Source organism: Mycobacterium sp. NGS11, assembly GCF_059813315.1.
This window is the reverse complement of record NZ_JCALEJ010000004.1, coordinates 207590-220854: the sequence shown is the minus strand read 5'-3', so window position 1 is coordinate 220854 and position 13265 is coordinate 207590. Positions and strand designations below refer to the sequence as shown.

Genomic DNA, 13265 nt, shown 5'->3' with positions numbered 1-13265 from the left:
CCGCGATCTCGTATGGGAAGGAGTACCGATGTCCGACGTCGGCGCGGACGACCCAGGCGGTCGCCAATCTGTCCGAAGCGCGTACCGGCGGACCGACGGCGAGCTGATCCTGCTCTGGACCTTGCCAATGGCGCTGATCCTGTGGATCGCCTCCTTCTTCCTGTTCCCGGGATTCAACCCGCCGATGTCACCCACCATGCCGGCGGAGGAGGTGGCCGCCTTCTACCGCGATCCGGGGCACATTCCGCAGATCCGTTCCAGCATGATCTTGTTCAACTGGTTCGGGGTGTGTCTGGTGCCGATACTGGCGCTGATCGTGCTGCAGATCCGCCGCATGGCGCACCGGACACCGATCTTCTCCTACGCCATGCTCGGGTGCGCGGCCGGCGGCCCGACGCTGTTCCTCGTCGCCGATGTCTGCTGGCTGCTGGCCGCCTTTCGCCCGGAGCGCAGCCCGGAACTGACTCAGCTGCTCAACGACCTCGCCTGGATCACCTTCACCATCCTGGTCCCGTTCTTCATCGGTCAGTGCGTAATCTTGGCCCTGGCAATCTATTTCGACGACCCGTCCCGCCCGGTGTTCCACCGGTGGGTGGCTTACTTCAATCTTCTGGTGGCGGCCGCGCTGGTGCCGGCGGCGTTCGTCGGCGTGTCGTTGAAGGGCCCGCTGGCCTGGGACGGCCTGCTGTCGTTCTGGGTGAAAAACGTCGCGATCGCGGTCTGGATCGTCGTGATGGGCATCGTCTTGGGGCGGGCCGTCTATCGCGAGCGCGCCGAATCCCGCGGTCAACCAATGGGATTGGTCACCGCATGAGCGCGGTGATCGCACCGCCGACGTCCCCGGCCACGCCGCCCGCCGGCCCCCTACACCACCGAATCGGTTGGCACCTGAGCCGCGACCCCAAGCGTGAGCTGTGGCTGGCGTGGGGGGTGCTCATGGTGTTCTACGGCCTCTTCTTCCCGATGTTCTTCATCGTGGCGCAGGTTCAGCCGCCGCCGGAGCCGACCTGGGACCTCGCGACCCAGGCCCACTGGTTCTCCGAGCGTCACCTCGGCATACCCGTCGGCTTCGGGGTCATCTTCGCCATCAGCGGCATGATCGCGGTCAACAACGCACTCATCGCGTACTCGATGCGCCGCATGTCGGTCAGCCGCGCGTTCGCGTACTCCTATCTGCTCATCTACTCACTCAGCGCGGTTCCGGGCATGCTGCTGCTCAACATCGCGCTGATCGTGGGCACCCTGCGACCGGACCGCGACCCCGAAGCGATCGGTTGGCTCTATGACTTCGCCTTCTTGTCTTTCGACGGAACCATGGGGGTGTTCCTGATCGGCTCACTGATCTGGATGGTGGCGATCTTGCTCGACAAGAATCGCGTATTCCCCAAGTGGTTCGGCTATCTCAACCTGTGCAACGCGCTGACGGAGGTGGTCGTGGCGCCCTGCTGGATCTTCCGGCGTGGCGTGTTCGCGTGGGACGGCGAGATCGCGTGGTGGCTGGACATGGTCGTCTTCGGGGTCTACCAGGTCACGTTCATCGTCATGCTGTTCCAGATGATCCGGCGCGAAGACTTCGGTACCGGACCACTGCCGGACCTGCCGCGAAAGACGGCGGTTGCGCAATGACGGACCTCGCCGAAAACAGCGCGCGGGTTAGGGCCGTACCGGGCCAACCCGACATGTGGGCCTTCGTCCTGTTCGAAACCCTGGTGTTCACCGGGTATTTCGCCTTCTACCTGTTCGCACGGGGTCGCAACCCCGAACTCTTCCTGCACTCGCAGGCGCATCTCGACCTGCGCGTCGGAGTCTTCAACACTTTGGTCTTGTTGCTCAGCTCATGGTCGGTCGCGCGGTGCGTTCAGTCGGCGCGCGCCGGCGCTTACCGCGCGGCGCTCAGTGATGCCGCCATCACGGCAGGATTCGCCGTCGTATTCCTGTTTTTCAAGGTGTTCGAGTGGGCGCGGCTGGTCCAAGCGGGAAATGGCATAGACCGCAACGACTTCTTCATGTACTACTTCTTCCTCACCGGGATCCACTTTGTTCATCTGCTGATCGGCTTCGTCGTCCTGGGCGTCGTCGTCTACCAACTCATGAGTCCGGCGCGGCGCTCCCAGGAAATCGTCGAAACCGGCGCAACGTATTGGCACACCGTCGATTTCCTGTGGGTGCTCATCTTCGCGCTGCTCTACGTGGTGAGGTGAGCGGGTGAAATTCAACAAGAGGTTGCTGTTCGTCTGGCTGATCTTGGCCGCGTTGACGCTGGCTTACCTGTGGATAGATCACTCCGCCGGCGGATTGCTGAAGTCCAGCGCGGTGGTGACGTCGAGCGTCATCGTCATCGCACTTATCAAGGTGCGCATCATTTTTCGCGAATTCATGGAGGTGCGCGACGCGCCGGTGCTGCTCTGCCGCCTTACCGACGCGTGGGTGGTGCTGATCGCCGCCGTCTTGCTCGGCAGCTACTTCGTCGGACTGCAAATCCGTTAGCGCTCGCCAGTCGCGAGTTCCTAGGCCACCGGCGCGATCGCGTCCGCGGTGGTGAACCTCAGGTGCAGTTCGCTGAGGCCCCGCAGGATGTAGGTGGGCTCGTAGGTGTAACGACGATCGGCGGCCGGCCCGTGATGGGCTTCGTTGATTTCGATGTGCGGCATCCGGTCCAGGATCCGCTCGATCGAGACACGCCCCTCGACGCGGGCGAGCGGACCGCCGGGGCACGAGTGCACGCCGCGGGCGAACGCCATGTGTTCGCGAACGTTCCTGCGGCGCAAGTCGAATTCGTGCGGGTTCTCGAACCGGCGCGGGTCGCGGTTGGCGGCGCCCGGCAGGATCATCACCACGGTGCCCGCGGGGATGTCGACACCTCCGACGGTGGTCGCCTTGCGCGCCAGCCGCGAGTCGCTCTTGACGGGGCTGTCCATCCGTAGCGATTCCTCGATGAACCCGGGAATCAGGCTGCGGTCGTCACGCAACTGCTGCTGGATATCGGGCCGGTCGCCGAGAACTTGCAGGGCGGCGCTGAGCAGCTTCGCGGTGGTCTCCTGTCCCGCGGCGAAGAGGAAGGTCGCCGAGCGGACGACCTCGATCACCGGGGGTGTCGATCCGTCCGGGTACTTCGCGTCCGCCAGGAAGCTCAGCACGTCTCCGCGGGGCTCGCGGCGCCGATCCTCGATGTAGTGACAGAACTTGTCGTCGAGCCACTCCAGCGGGTTGATACCCACCGACTCGTGGTCCAGGGCACCCACTCGCGCCTCGGGGCGATCGGCGCCCAACACCTTACGGAATTCCCTGTGGTCCTCCTCCGGCACGCCGAGCAGGTCCGCGATCACCAAAGTGGCGAACGGCTTGGAATATTCGGCGATGAACTCGCACTCACCGAGGCCGAGGAACTCGTCGAGCTGGCGGTCGGCGAGGCGCCACATGAACTCCTCGTTCTGCTTCAGCCGGCTCGGGGTCAGCAACTTCGCGAGCACCGACCGGGCCTTCGTGTGGTCGGGCGGGTCCATGGTGACCATGTGCTCGTTCATCGGAAACGAGCTGCGGTGCGCATCGATCTGCGGGCTGATGTCGTCGCCTTCGGGCGTGAACGGCAGCGGCGGGAAGGGCCCGCCGAGGGCGACGATGTTGGAGAAGGTGTCCGGGTCCTTGTAGATCTCGCAGGCTTCGTCGTAGCCGGTGACGGCGACCACCCCGTAGTGCGGCAGGCGCAGCACCGGGTTTTGGCTGCGCAGGTAGTCGAAGTAAGGGTGCGGATCGGGGACCAATGACGGATCGGTGAAGAAGTCGATCGAGTCGAAGGTGCTCATCGGAATGCGTCTCCCTGGGCTGGGTTTACCGGCGGTATTCGGCGGCAAGCCGTACCGCCGCCCGATTTCGAGATCCAAAATGTGCTGAGCACCTGCTTAGCATGGCGGTAATGTCAGGGTCAAGGTTGAGGGCGGCGCGCCACGATACGATCCGTGTGGTCGGCACGGGATGGCACACAGTACGGAGCAGGCACATGACATCGGCCCGCAGAATCGGGGCGCCGGACGCGAAAAACCGCGTCTTGTTGCTCGATGCCGCCGAGCGGCTGATGCTCGAGGAGGGCTATGCCGCGGTCACGTCCCGCCGCCTGGCGAACAAGGCCGGGCTCAAGCCTCAGCTGGTGCACTACTACTTCCGCACCATGGAAGAGCTGTTCCTGGAAGTGTTCCGTCGCCGGGCCGAAGAAGCGCTTGAAGTGCACGCGCAAATGCTGAAGTCGCCGCAGCCGCTGTGGGCGCTCTGGCGATTCGGCACGGACCCCGCCTTCACCCGGATTTCGATGGAATTCATGGCGCTGGCCAATCATCGCAAGGAGATGCGGGCCGAAATCGCTTACTATGCAGAGCGTTTCCGCGAAGAGCAGCGCCAAGCGGTGACGACCGCGCTGGAGCGTTACGGCTCCAGAATTCAAGACGAAGGCCAGGACATCGACATCCCTCCGGTGGTGTGGACGGTGCTGATGAGCAGCCTGTCGCGGTTCCTGGTACTCGAGCAGGCGATCGGTATGTCCGCCGGACACGCCGAGACGTTGGGATTGGTGGAGAACTACTTGCGCCGCCTGGAAGGCGAACCGCAGCCGATCGAGGGCGTACCGGATACCTGGATTGTTCACCAGTTCCGCAGCGAGCAGAGCACGCCTTTGGGGCCATCCTTGGATACGACGACCGCGCCGTCTACCGCCAGATCGCAGTGAAGTCCCGGCGTGCCGGGCTCCGTGCCGGTGCTCGCCACCACCATCGCGTAATGGTCGGGGTCCGACATGTCCAGATCGAAGCCCCACGGCTTGCCCGGGGCGAGATCGACGTCCACATGGGGTGTGAACGAGTAGGGGTTGTGGCTGTAGTCGGAGAATTTCTCCGGCTGGTGGTCCAGGTAGTAGATGGACGTATAGATCGGGTTCTGCGCGGAAACGGTGTACCTGACGTGATGCATGACCGGGTCGGCATGCGCCCGTCCGCTTCCCACCAGCACGCTCGCGACCGCCAATAGCGAAGCCAACGACACGATGGAGCCGACGCCCATCGCTGTCCTCGTTGTGGTCATGACGCTCCTCCGGCGGCCGGGCGCGGTTTGTTGTTGCGGTTCATCACCCGTTCTGCGGCTTGCCAGTGCGGGTCGGCAACCCACAGCCGTGCGAAGGATGCTATCGCCTCCTCCGGGGAAACTCCGCGGATTGCGCGCTTTATCTCGGTTGCCGGGTGGCGCGCCAGCGACCTCGCGATGGCTCGCCAACCCTCGTCGGGCGAATCGAAGACGTCGCGGGGCACGACCTGGTCGACCAGGCCGATGCGCTCGGCGTCGAACGCGCTCAGGGCGGTTCCCGAGCCGGCCAGCAGCAGCGCCCTGCTCTTTCCGACCAGCGCAGCCAGCCGCTCGGCCCCGCCCCAGGCCGGCATGATCTCCAGCTGGACTTGGTTGAAGGCGATTTTGACGTCGTCGGCGGCTATCCGGATGTCGGCGGCGACCGCGACTTCGGCGCCGCCGCCGAACGCGTGGCCGTTGAGCGCGGCGATCACCGGGGCGGGGAAGTCGGCCAGCTGATCGCAGATGGACCGCATCCGTCGCGCCATGGCTGCGGCGTCCTCCTCGGTCCGCAGCGCGCTCAACTCCTTCAGGTCACCGCCGGAGACGAAAGCTTTGTCTCCGGCGCCCTTGATCACCAGCGCTTGAGCGCCTTCCGCCGCATCGAGCGCCTTCTCCAGCTGGTCCATGGTGTCCAGGCCGATGGCGTTGCGGGCCTGCGGGCGATCGATGGTGACCACCGCCAACCCGGCGTCGATCTCCAGATCCACCATGCGTTTTCGCTCCTCGACAACAACACGATATTGGCATTCTCTTTTCGCGAGAATAACATCATCGCTGCAGGCCCAAGAACTTTAGCCAGTGAGGTAGAGGTGACTCGATGCGGAACCGAATCCTGGCCGCCGCCGCGGTCCTTGCCATCGCCTTGGTCGGGGCATGCACGTCGCGGCCTCCAAGCCAAATCGCCAGCACGGCGACGGTGACCGTCAACGGCGCTGACCGCACTTTTCACGTCGTGAAGTGCAGTCAGCGGGAGTGGACCCGAACGATCGACATCGGCAGCGACTTCGCGGGAGCCAAGGTCGTGATCGACGAGAGTGCGCAACCGGCGACCGCCGAGTCCGTACACATCCAGAACCTGGGTGGCTTCAGCGGAATGTACTCCCGGGGCGGCGACGGCGAAGGGGGCATGAGCATGACCGGTGACAAATTCACCGTCAGCGGCACCGCCAACGGGTACCTGACCGCCAAACCCGGTGAACCGGCTACCGCCACCTACAAGATCTCCGTGGCCTGCTGACACGCCGGACCGGGGTCCGGAGACCCACGTTGCGATTACGCTCCCGTAGAGAATAGTATTCTCATAAATTGCGAAGGAGGATTTCATGGGCCAGCTGTCGCATCGGGAAGACGTCCCATTCCCGATCTTTGACGCGGATAACCACCTGTACGAGCCCCCAGAGGCGCTGACCAAGTTCCTGCCCAAGGAGTACAAGGACTTCGTCCAGTACGTCCAGATCAACGGGCGGACCAAGATTGCGATCCGCGGTCAGATCAGCAACTACATTCCCAACCCGACCTTCGAGGTCGTCGCCCGGCCGGGCGCCTGGGAGGAGTACTTCAAGTACGGCAACCCGGACGGCAAGAGCAAGCGCGAACTGTTCGGTGAACCGATGCGCGCGATCCCGGCGTTCTTCGAGCCCGGCCCGCGCCTGGAGAAGATGAACGAGCTTGGTCTGGATCGCACTCTGATGTTCCCGACGCTGGCGAGCCTGCTCGAGGAACGTCTGCGCGACGACCCGGTGGCCGTCCACGTCCTGATCCACGCGCTGAACGAATGGCTCGACGAGGTCTGGGGCTTCAACTACCAGAACCGGATCTTCACCACCCCGGTCATCACCTTGCCGATCGTCGAGAAGGCGATCGAGGAACTGGAGTGGGCCGTCAAGCGCGGCGCGCGGTGCATTCTGATCCGCCCGGCGCCGGTCCCGGGCTTCCGCGGGCCGCGTTCCTTCGCGGTGCCCGAGTTCGACCCGTTCTGGGAGCGGGTCGTCGAGTACGACTTACTCGTCGGCATGCACTCCAGCGACAGCGGCTATTCGCGCTACACCTCCGAGTGGGACGGCGCGGAACAAGAGATGCTGCCGTTCCAAACCAATGCGATGGGCATCCTCAACGAGTGGCGGCCGATCCAGGACGCGGTGGGGTCGTGGGTGATTCACGGCGCGCTGTACCGGCACCCGAAGCTGAAGGTCGCGATCGTCGAGGCCGGGTCGAAGTGGATGACGCCGCTGCTGGACGGCCTGGCCGAGGTGTTCCGCAAGGCCCCGGAGGTTTTCCCGAGCGACCCCGTCGAGATGGTCAAGAACCGCATCCACGTGAGCCCGTTCTTCGAGGACGGCATCGACGATCTGGTCAACCTCGTCGGCGTCGATCAAGTGTTGTACGGCTCGGACTGGCCGCACCCGGAGGGGCTGGCGGAGCCGACGTTCTACGTCAACGCGCTGTCGCATCTATCCGTTGAGGATCAGGCAAAGATCATGGGCGGCAACCTCGGTCGGCTCGTCACGGTGTGACGTCTGGGGGCTCCGGGCGGCGACGATGCAGGACGTGAAGCGTCCTGAGAAGGAGCCGGCCAACCGACAGTGGCAGACCATCCCGGAGATGGTCTTGAGCGCAGCGGACCGCTTCGGCGACGCGGAAGCGGTCGTCGACGGTCCGCTGCGCTTGACATTCGGTCAGGTGACCGAGAGAATCCGTTGTGCCGCAGGCGCTTTCGCCGACCTCGGCATCGACAAGGGTGACCGGGTCGCTGTCTGGGCGCCCAACTCGGCCGAGTGGATCATCGCGGCGTTCGGGTTGCTCACCGCCGGCGGCGTGCTCGTCCCGGTCAACACGCGGTTCAAGAGCGAGGAAGCCCGCGACATCATCGTCCGCAGCAAGGTGAAGGCCGTCCTGGTCCAAAAGGGTTTCCTGGACCAGGATTACAGCGCGCCCGCCGGAGTGCCGGTGATCGACCTGAAGTCCGACTTCCTGCCCAGTGGTTCGCCATTCGAACGGCCGGTGAGCGGCACCGACACCTCGGACATCATCTTCACCTCGGGCACGACCGGGCGTCCTAAGGGGGCGATGCTCAATCACAGTCAAACGCTGCGCATGTACGAGGAGTGGGCGACGCTCGCGGACCTGCGGGAGGGCGACCGCTACCTGCAGATCAACCCGTACTTTCACACCTTCGGACTCAAGGCGGGTCTGGTCGCCTCGTTCCTGCGCGGCGCCACGATGCTGCCCGTCGCGGTGTTCGACGTCGACACCGTAGTGAATCTTGTTGAACGTGAACGCATCACGATGCTGCCCGGACCGCCGACGCTGTATCACTCGTTGCTGACGGTGGCCGACAAGTCCAGGCTGTCGTCGTTGCGTGCGGGCGTGACCGGCGCCGCCGACATCCCGGTCGAGCTGGTGCGTCGCATCCACGACGAACTGCCGTTCGAGACGCTGATGACCGGTTACGGCCTCACCGAGGCCGGCAACGTCACCCTCTCCCTGCCGGGCGATTCCTTCGAGGACGTCGCCACCACCGCGGGCGTGCCGTGCGAGGGGGTCGAGGTGCGCATCGCCGAGGACGGCGAGGTGCTGGTCCGTGGCTACGGAGTGATGCGGGGGTACCTCGACGAACCGGAGGCCACCGCCCAAGCGATCGACCGCGACGGCTGGCTGCACACCGGAGACCTCGGAGACTTCACCAAGACCGGGCGGCTGCGCATCGTCGGCCGGAAGAAGGACATGTTCATCGTCGGTGGGTTCAACGCCTACCCGGCCGAGATCGAGGGCTTCCTGCTCAATCACCCGGCCGTGGCACAGGCCGCGGTCATCGGTGTCCCCGACGAACGGATGGGCCAGGTCGGCAAAGCGTTTGTGGTGCGCAACGGCGAGGTCAGCGCCGACGAATTGATCGGCTGGTGTCGTGACCGGATGGCCGGATTCAAGGTGCCCCGCACGGTAGAGTTCCTCAATTCACTCCCACTCAACGCGACGGGGAAAGTGATGAAGGACCAGCTCCGATGAACAACGGCGATATCCATTCGATGGTGATCGCATCGGACTATCGCGTCCCCGATCCCACCCGGGTATGGCCACTGCTGAAACGCAACAAGGCCGCCCTGGCCGATATCGGCGCACACCACGTGTTGGTCTACACCTCGACCCGCGATCACGGCCGGGTCCTGGTGATGATCGGTGTGCACAGCCGGGAGCCGATCGTGGAGCTGCTGCGGTCCCGGGTCTTCTTCGATTGGTTCGACGAGGCCGGCGTGGAAGACATTCCCGCGGTCTTCGCCGGCGAGATCGTCGACAGATTCATCGCGCAGCCACCGACAACTCCGGCGGCGCCGGGCGTCGTGGTGGCCGCCATCGCCTCCGTGAACGACGTGTCCCTGCTGACCTCCGAAGTCAGCACGGCGATCGACAGATTCACTACTGCCGGCATCCGAAAGACGTGGGTGTTCCAGGCTTTCGACGACGATCACGAGGTGCTGATCCTGCAGGAGTTCCCCGACGAGGAAAGCGCGCGGGACTGGATCGACCACCCAGACGCGGCGGCGCAATGGATGTCGGGTGCGGGCATCGGCGCCTACCCACCGTTGTTCGTCGGCCGATTCTTCGACATGATGCGCATCGAGGCGGACTGAGGATCCGCCGGTGTTCGTGTGCCTGTGCAACGGAGTCACCAGTCAAACGGTGACCGAAGCCGTTTCGTGCGGGGCGTCGACCACCAAGGAAGTCGCCCAGGCGTGCGGTGCGGGAGCCGATTGCGGACGCTGCCGTCGCACGGTGCAGGCCATCCTGCGATCGTCCAGTCCGGACCGAACCCCGAACTCGCGCTAGCTCGTCAGCGGCGCGGACTGCCATCCGGTGATGTCGGTTCGACGAGTTCGACCAGCAGGGCCGGGATTTCGAGTCGCGGCAACATCACCTCGACGAACACCATGCGGTCTCGCTGCTCGGCGGCGGCGGTCAGCGCGTCGTCGAGTTCGCCGTAGGTCCGGACCTGGAACGCCAGGTGGTCGGTGACCCCCAGCGCGCGGGGGACCTCCGTCCACTTCCAATTGACGATGTCGTTGTACGGCGCGGTCTCGCCGTGGATCGCCCGTTCCACGGTGTAGCCATCGTTGTTGACCACCACGATGACCGGGGACAGCCCCTCACGCGAAAAGGTGCCCAGTTCCTGGACGGTCAACTGCGCGGCGCCGTCCCCGATGAGCAGCACCGTCCTGCGGTCCGGATGCGCCACCGCGGCCCCGAGCGCGGCGGGCAACGTGTAACCGATTGAGCCCCACAGTGGTTGGCCGATGAAGGTCACACCCTGCGGCAGCCGGTGGTCGGCCATGCCGTAGAACGAGGTGCCCTGGTCCGCAAGCACCACGTTGCCGGGGGTGAGGGCCACGCAAAGGCGGTCCCACAACATCTTCTGGGTGAGTGGCTGGTCGCGCGGCGGGGGCGGCGGCAGCGGCTCGGCCGGCGGCGACACCACCGGTGGCGAGGAGACTCCGCGGCGCACCAGGATCGCGGTCAGCGCGTCGAGCGCCGCGCCCATTTCCAAGGGCGCGAAGACTTCTCCGGCCACGCTGCTCTGGTACTGGCCGACATCGATCGTCCGGGCGGGGTCGATGCGCTGGCTGAAGAAGCCGCTGACCATGTCGGTGAACACCACCCCGGCGGTGACCAGCACGGGCGCCTCTTCAATCGCGGTGCGCACCGCCGGCGCGCTGGCGGACCCGGCGTAGATGCCCAGGAAGTTGGGCGAACTCTCGTCGAGCAGACTCTTTCCCCACATCAACGTGGCGTGCGGCACCACGTCGGCCGCCAGCAACGCCTCGAGTTCTTTGATCGCCTGCAGTCGGTGTACCAGCAAGTCGGCGAGGACGGTGAGCCGGTGGTGGCCGATGAGTTCGGCCGCGGCTTCGGCGAACATCGCCAGGGCGCGGGGGCTGGTGCCACCGGTATAGCGGGGCAACGGCGCCTCCGGCGGCTCGGTGGGGAAGCGAGCCACGTCGGTGGACATCAGGATGTATCCGGGGCGCTTCTGCTCGCGCACCTCGGACAGCACCCGGTCGATCTCGCGGCGGGCCGTCGCGGGCATCAGATTGGTTTGGGCGCAGGTGATTTCGCGGCTGACCCGGAAGAAGTGCTCGAAGTCCCCGTCGCCGAGCGAATGGTGCAGCGCCCGGCGGGTGTGCTGGGCATCCTTGGACGGGCCGCCGACGATGTGCACAACGGGTACCTGCTCGGCATAACTGCCCGCGACCGCGTTGGCCGCGGAGAGCTCTCCGACCCCGAAAGTCGTTACCAAGGCCGACATTCCGCGTAACCGGCCATACCCGTCGGCGGCGTAGCCGGCGTTCAGCTCGTTGGCGTTGCCGACCCAGCGAATGCTGGGGTGCGCAATGATGTGGTCGAGGAATTCCAGGTTGTAATCGCCGGGAACGCCGAAGATCTCCGAGACGCCGAGCTCGGCGAGGCGGTCCAACAGATAGTCACCGACGGTGTATGCGGGATCGGTCGCAGCATCAGTCACAGGCACGACGGTACGCTCGGTCGAATCCGTTCCGGGCGAGACGCCGGGCCAGTATCGTGCGGGCCATGGCACTCAAAGAATCCCGCGACATCGTCATCGAAGCCAGTCCGGAGGAGATTCTGGACGTCATCGCCGACTTCGAAGCGATGCCCGAATGGTCGGAACCGCATCAGAGCGCGGAGATCCTGGACACCGGTGACGACGGGCGCCCCCGGCAGGTGAAGATGAAGGTCAAGGTCGCCGGGATCACCGACGAACAGGTGGTCGCCTACACGTGGGGCGACAATGTGGTGAGCTGGAAGCTGGTCAGTTCCTCGCAGCAGAAGGCGCAGGACGGGAAGTACACCCTGGTGCCGAAAGGCAACGAGACTCTGGTCAAGTTCGAGCTTCTCGCGGACCCGAATGTGCCGCTGCCCGGCTTCGTGCTCAAGCGCGCCGTGAAGGGAACGATCGATTCGGCGACCAAGGCGCTGCGCGACCGGGTGCTCCAGGTGAAGAAGGGTAAGTAGCTGCCGTGAGCGGCGGCCCGCTGTCCGGGGTGAAAGTCATAGAACTCGGCGGCATCGGGCCGGGACCGCACGCGGGAATGCTGCTCGTCGATCTGGGAGCCGACGTGGTGCGGGTGCGGCGTCCAGCGGGCGGCTTGGGGATGCCGGCCGAGGACCGCGATCTGCTGCACCGCGGCAAGCGAATCGTCGACCTGGACGTCAAGGCGCAGCCGCGAACGCTGCTGGAGCTGGCCGCCAAGGCCGACGTGTTGCTGGACTGCTTCCGGCCCGGGACCTGCGAGCGACTCGGCATCGGGCCGGACGACTGCGCGGCGGTCAACCCGCGGCTGATCTACGCGCGGATGACTGGGTGGGGACAGGAGGGTCCGCTGGCGCCGACCGCCGGTCACGACATCAACTACCTGTCGCAGACCGGCGCCCTGTCGGCGCTGGGCTACGCCGACCGGCCGCCGATGCCGCCGCTGAACCTGGTCGCGGACTTCGGTGGCGGCTCGATGCTGGTGGTGATCGGCATCGTGGCCGCCTTGTACGAACGGGAGCGTTCGGGCGCGGGGCAGGTGATCGACGCGGCGATGGTCGACGGGGTCAGCCTGCTGGCCCAGATGATGTGGACTATGAAGTCCACTGGCGCACTGCGGGACCGACGCGAATCGTTCCTGCTCGACGGCGGCGCCCCGTTCTACGGCTGCTACGAGACCGCCGACGGACGATACGTCGCCGTCGGCGCCATCGAACCGCAATTCTTCTCGGCGCTGCTCGACGGGCTCGGCCTGTCACCCGACGACGTGCCCGCCCAGCAAGACAAAGCGTCCTACCCACGGATGCGCGAGATCTTCACCCAGCGATTCGCCAGCCGGACGCGGGACGAATGGACGCGGACCTTCGCCGGCACCGATGCTTGTGTCACCCCGGTGCTGACGTGGCAGGAGGCCGCCGCCGATGGGCACCTGCGGGCGCGTTCCACCCTGATCACCGCCCACGGCGCCGACCAGGCCGCACCCGCCCCACGCTTTTCGCGAACCCCCGCCGGGCCCGTCGGACCGCCTCCGGCGGCGACCACGCCGCTCAACGAAATCGACTGGTAGAAAATCCTTTACGGCGAACCGGTCCGCATCGCGGTCGGCGTTGCTAAG

The 13265-nt window shown here is 65.5% G+C and carries 16 protein-coding genes; 12 read left to right on the top strand and 4 right to left on the bottom strand.

The window, feature by feature from the left end:
• Positions 1–28: 28 nt before the first annotated feature.
• The 4 genes from AC5Y4T_RS07850 to AC5Y4T_RS07835 are packed head-to-tail and all read left to right on the top strand — an operon-like array spanning position 29 to position 2487.
• Positions 29–814 carry a hypothetical protein gene (locus AC5Y4T_RS07850; protein WP_499952569.1) on the top strand — a complete coding sequence of 262 codons (786 nt, stop codon included), beginning with the start codon at positions 29–31 and terminating at the stop codon, positions 812–814.
• Positions 811–1626 (top strand): hypothetical protein, encoded by an 816-nt coding sequence (locus AC5Y4T_RS07845; protein WP_499952567.1) that lies wholly within the window; start codon positions 811–813, stop codon positions 1624–1626. Before AC5Y4T_RS07850 ends, AC5Y4T_RS07845 begins: the two co-directional genes overlap by 4 nt.
• Positions 1623–2201: a cytochrome c oxidase subunit 3 family protein gene (locus AC5Y4T_RS07840; protein ID WP_499952565.1), complete on the top strand. Its 579-nt coding sequence runs from the start codon at positions 1623–1625 to the stop codon at positions 2199–2201. Before AC5Y4T_RS07845 ends, AC5Y4T_RS07840 begins: the two co-directional genes overlap by 4 nt.
• A gap of 4 nt (positions 2202–2205) precedes the next feature.
• The gene (locus tag AC5Y4T_RS07835; RefSeq protein ID WP_499918646.1) at positions 2206–2487 is read left to right on the top strand and encodes a cytochrome C oxidase subunit IV family protein; all 282 of its coding nucleotides are present in this window, start codon (positions 2206–2208) and stop codon (positions 2485–2487) included.
• A 20-nt stretch (positions 2488–2507) separates the two neighbouring features.
• Here the strand turns inward: AC5Y4T_RS07835 and AC5Y4T_RS07830 are convergent, their stop codons facing one another.
• A complete protein-coding gene (locus AC5Y4T_RS07830; protein WP_499918644.1) occupies positions 2508–3803 on the bottom strand; it encodes a cytochrome P450 in 1296 nt (431 codons plus the stop codon).
• A gap of 194 nt (positions 3804–3997) precedes the next feature.
• Here AC5Y4T_RS07830 and AC5Y4T_RS07825 point away from each other — a divergent pair, with 194 nt between their 5' ends.
• Positions 3998–4717 (top strand): TetR/AcrR family transcriptional regulator, encoded by a 720-nt coding sequence (locus AC5Y4T_RS07825; RefSeq protein WP_499952563.1) that lies wholly within the window; start codon positions 3998–4000, stop codon positions 4715–4717.
• On the opposite strand, the gene AC5Y4T_RS07820 is transcribed toward AC5Y4T_RS07825, so the two are convergent.
• Both AC5Y4T_RS07820 and AC5Y4T_RS07815 read right to left on the bottom strand, forming a co-directional pair.
• The gene (locus tag AC5Y4T_RS07820; protein ID WP_499918640.1) at positions 4633–5067 is read right to left on the bottom strand and encodes an Rv2576c family protein; all 435 of its coding nucleotides are present in this window, start codon (positions 5065–5067) and stop codon (positions 4633–4635) included. The two genes, AC5Y4T_RS07825 and AC5Y4T_RS07820, sit on opposite strands and share 85 nt — an antisense overlap.
• A complete protein-coding gene (locus AC5Y4T_RS07815) occupies positions 5064–5819 on the bottom strand; it encodes an enoyl-CoA hydratase/isomerase family protein (protein ID WP_499952562.1) in 756 nt (251 codons plus the stop codon). The genes AC5Y4T_RS07820 and AC5Y4T_RS07815 overlap by 4 nt, the downstream gene beginning before the upstream one ends.
• Positions 5820–5926: 107 nt before the next feature.
• Between AC5Y4T_RS07815 and AC5Y4T_RS07810 the strand changes: the two genes are divergently transcribed.
• The 5 genes from AC5Y4T_RS07810 (at position 5927) to AC5Y4T_RS07790 (ending at position 9933) form a co-directional block, all read left to right on the top strand.
• Positions 5927–6346, top strand: a complete 420-nt coding sequence (locus tag AC5Y4T_RS07810) for a lipoprotein LpqH (RefSeq protein WP_499918637.1) — start codon at positions 5927–5929, stop codon at positions 6344–6346.
• Between the two features lie 85 nt (positions 6347–6431).
• Positions 6432–7622, top strand: coding sequence for an amidohydrolase family protein (locus tag AC5Y4T_RS07805; protein ID WP_499918634.1), 1191 nt, complete (start codon positions 6432–6434; stop codon positions 7620–7622).
• 25 nt (positions 7623–7647) lie between these two features.
• Positions 7648–9114 carry a FadD3 family acyl-CoA ligase gene (locus tag AC5Y4T_RS07800; protein ID WP_499952561.1) on the top strand — a complete coding sequence of 489 codons (1467 nt, stop codon included), beginning with the start codon at positions 7648–7650 and terminating at the stop codon, positions 9112–9114.
• A complete protein-coding gene (locus AC5Y4T_RS07795) occupies positions 9111–9737 on the top strand; it encodes a fatty-acid--CoA ligase (RefSeq protein ID WP_499952559.1) in 627 nt (208 codons plus the stop codon). Before AC5Y4T_RS07800 ends, AC5Y4T_RS07795 begins: the two co-directional genes overlap by 4 nt.
• Before the next feature lie 10 nt (positions 9738–9747).
• Positions 9748–9933, top strand: a complete 186-nt coding sequence (locus AC5Y4T_RS07790; protein ID WP_499918627.1) for a (2Fe-2S)-binding protein — start codon at positions 9748–9750, stop codon at positions 9931–9933.
• Between the two features lie 4 nt (positions 9934–9937).
• Here AC5Y4T_RS07790 and AC5Y4T_RS07785 read toward each other — a convergent pair whose 3' ends face one another.
• A complete protein-coding gene (locus tag AC5Y4T_RS07785; RefSeq protein WP_499952558.1) occupies positions 9938–11623 on the bottom strand; it encodes an alpha-keto acid decarboxylase family protein in 1686 nt (561 codons plus the stop codon).
• A gap of 65 nt (positions 11624–11688) precedes the next feature.
• On the opposite strand from AC5Y4T_RS07785, the gene AC5Y4T_RS07780 reads away from it, so the two are divergent.
• Positions 11689–12132: an SRPBCC family protein gene (locus AC5Y4T_RS07780; RefSeq protein WP_499918621.1), complete on the top strand. Its 444-nt coding sequence runs from the start codon at positions 11689–11691 to the stop codon at positions 12130–12132.
• Positions 12133–12137: 5 nt separating this feature from the next.
• On the top strand, positions 12138–13217 hold the full coding sequence (locus tag AC5Y4T_RS07775; RefSeq protein ID WP_499918618.1) for a CaiB/BaiF CoA transferase family protein: 1080 nt from the start codon (positions 12138–12140) through the stop codon (positions 13215–13217).
• Positions 13218–13265: the final 48 nt, after the last annotated feature.

Coding starts and splice junctions, on each gene's coding strand:
- AC5Y4T_RS07840 (WP_499952565.1), top strand. CDS start 1,623: ATGACGGACCTCGCCGAAAACAGCGCGCGGGTTAGGGCCGTACCGGGC.
- AC5Y4T_RS07810 (WP_499918637.1), top strand. CDS start 5,927: ATGCGGAACCGAATCCTGGCCGCCGCCGCGGTCCTTGCCATCGCCTTG.
- AC5Y4T_RS07820 (WP_499918640.1), bottom strand. CDS start 5,067: ATGACCACAACGAGGACAGCGATGGGCGTCGGCTCCATCGTGTCGTTG.
- AC5Y4T_RS07795 (WP_499952559.1), top strand. CDS start 9,111: ATGAACAACGGCGATATCCATTCGATGGTGATCGCATCGGACTATCGC.
- AC5Y4T_RS07800 (WP_499952561.1), top strand. CDS start 7,648: ATGCAGGACGTGAAGCGTCCTGAGAAGGAGCCGGCCAACCGACAGTGG.
- AC5Y4T_RS07815 (WP_499952562.1), bottom strand. CDS start 5,819: ATGGTGGATCTGGAGATCGACGCCGGGTTGGCGGTGGTCACCATCGAT.
- AC5Y4T_RS07780 (WP_499918621.1), top strand. CDS start 11,689: ATGGCACTCAAAGAATCCCGCGACATCGTCATCGAAGCCAGTCCGGAG.
- AC5Y4T_RS07845 (WP_499952567.1), top strand. CDS start 811: ATGAGCGCGGTGATCGCACCGCCGACGTCCCCGGCCACGCCGCCCGCC.
- AC5Y4T_RS07805 (WP_499918634.1), top strand. CDS start 6,432: ATGGGCCAGCTGTCGCATCGGGAAGACGTCCCATTCCCGATCTTTGAC.
- AC5Y4T_RS07825 (WP_499952563.1), top strand. CDS start 3,998: ATGACATCGGCCCGCAGAATCGGGGCGCCGGACGCGAAAAACCGCGTC.
- AC5Y4T_RS07850 (WP_499952569.1), top strand. CDS start 29: ATGTCCGACGTCGGCGCGGACGACCCAGGCGGTCGCCAATCTGTCCGA.
- AC5Y4T_RS07830 (WP_499918644.1), bottom strand. CDS start 3,803: ATGAGCACCTTCGACTCGATCGACTTCTTCACCGATCCGTCATTGGTC.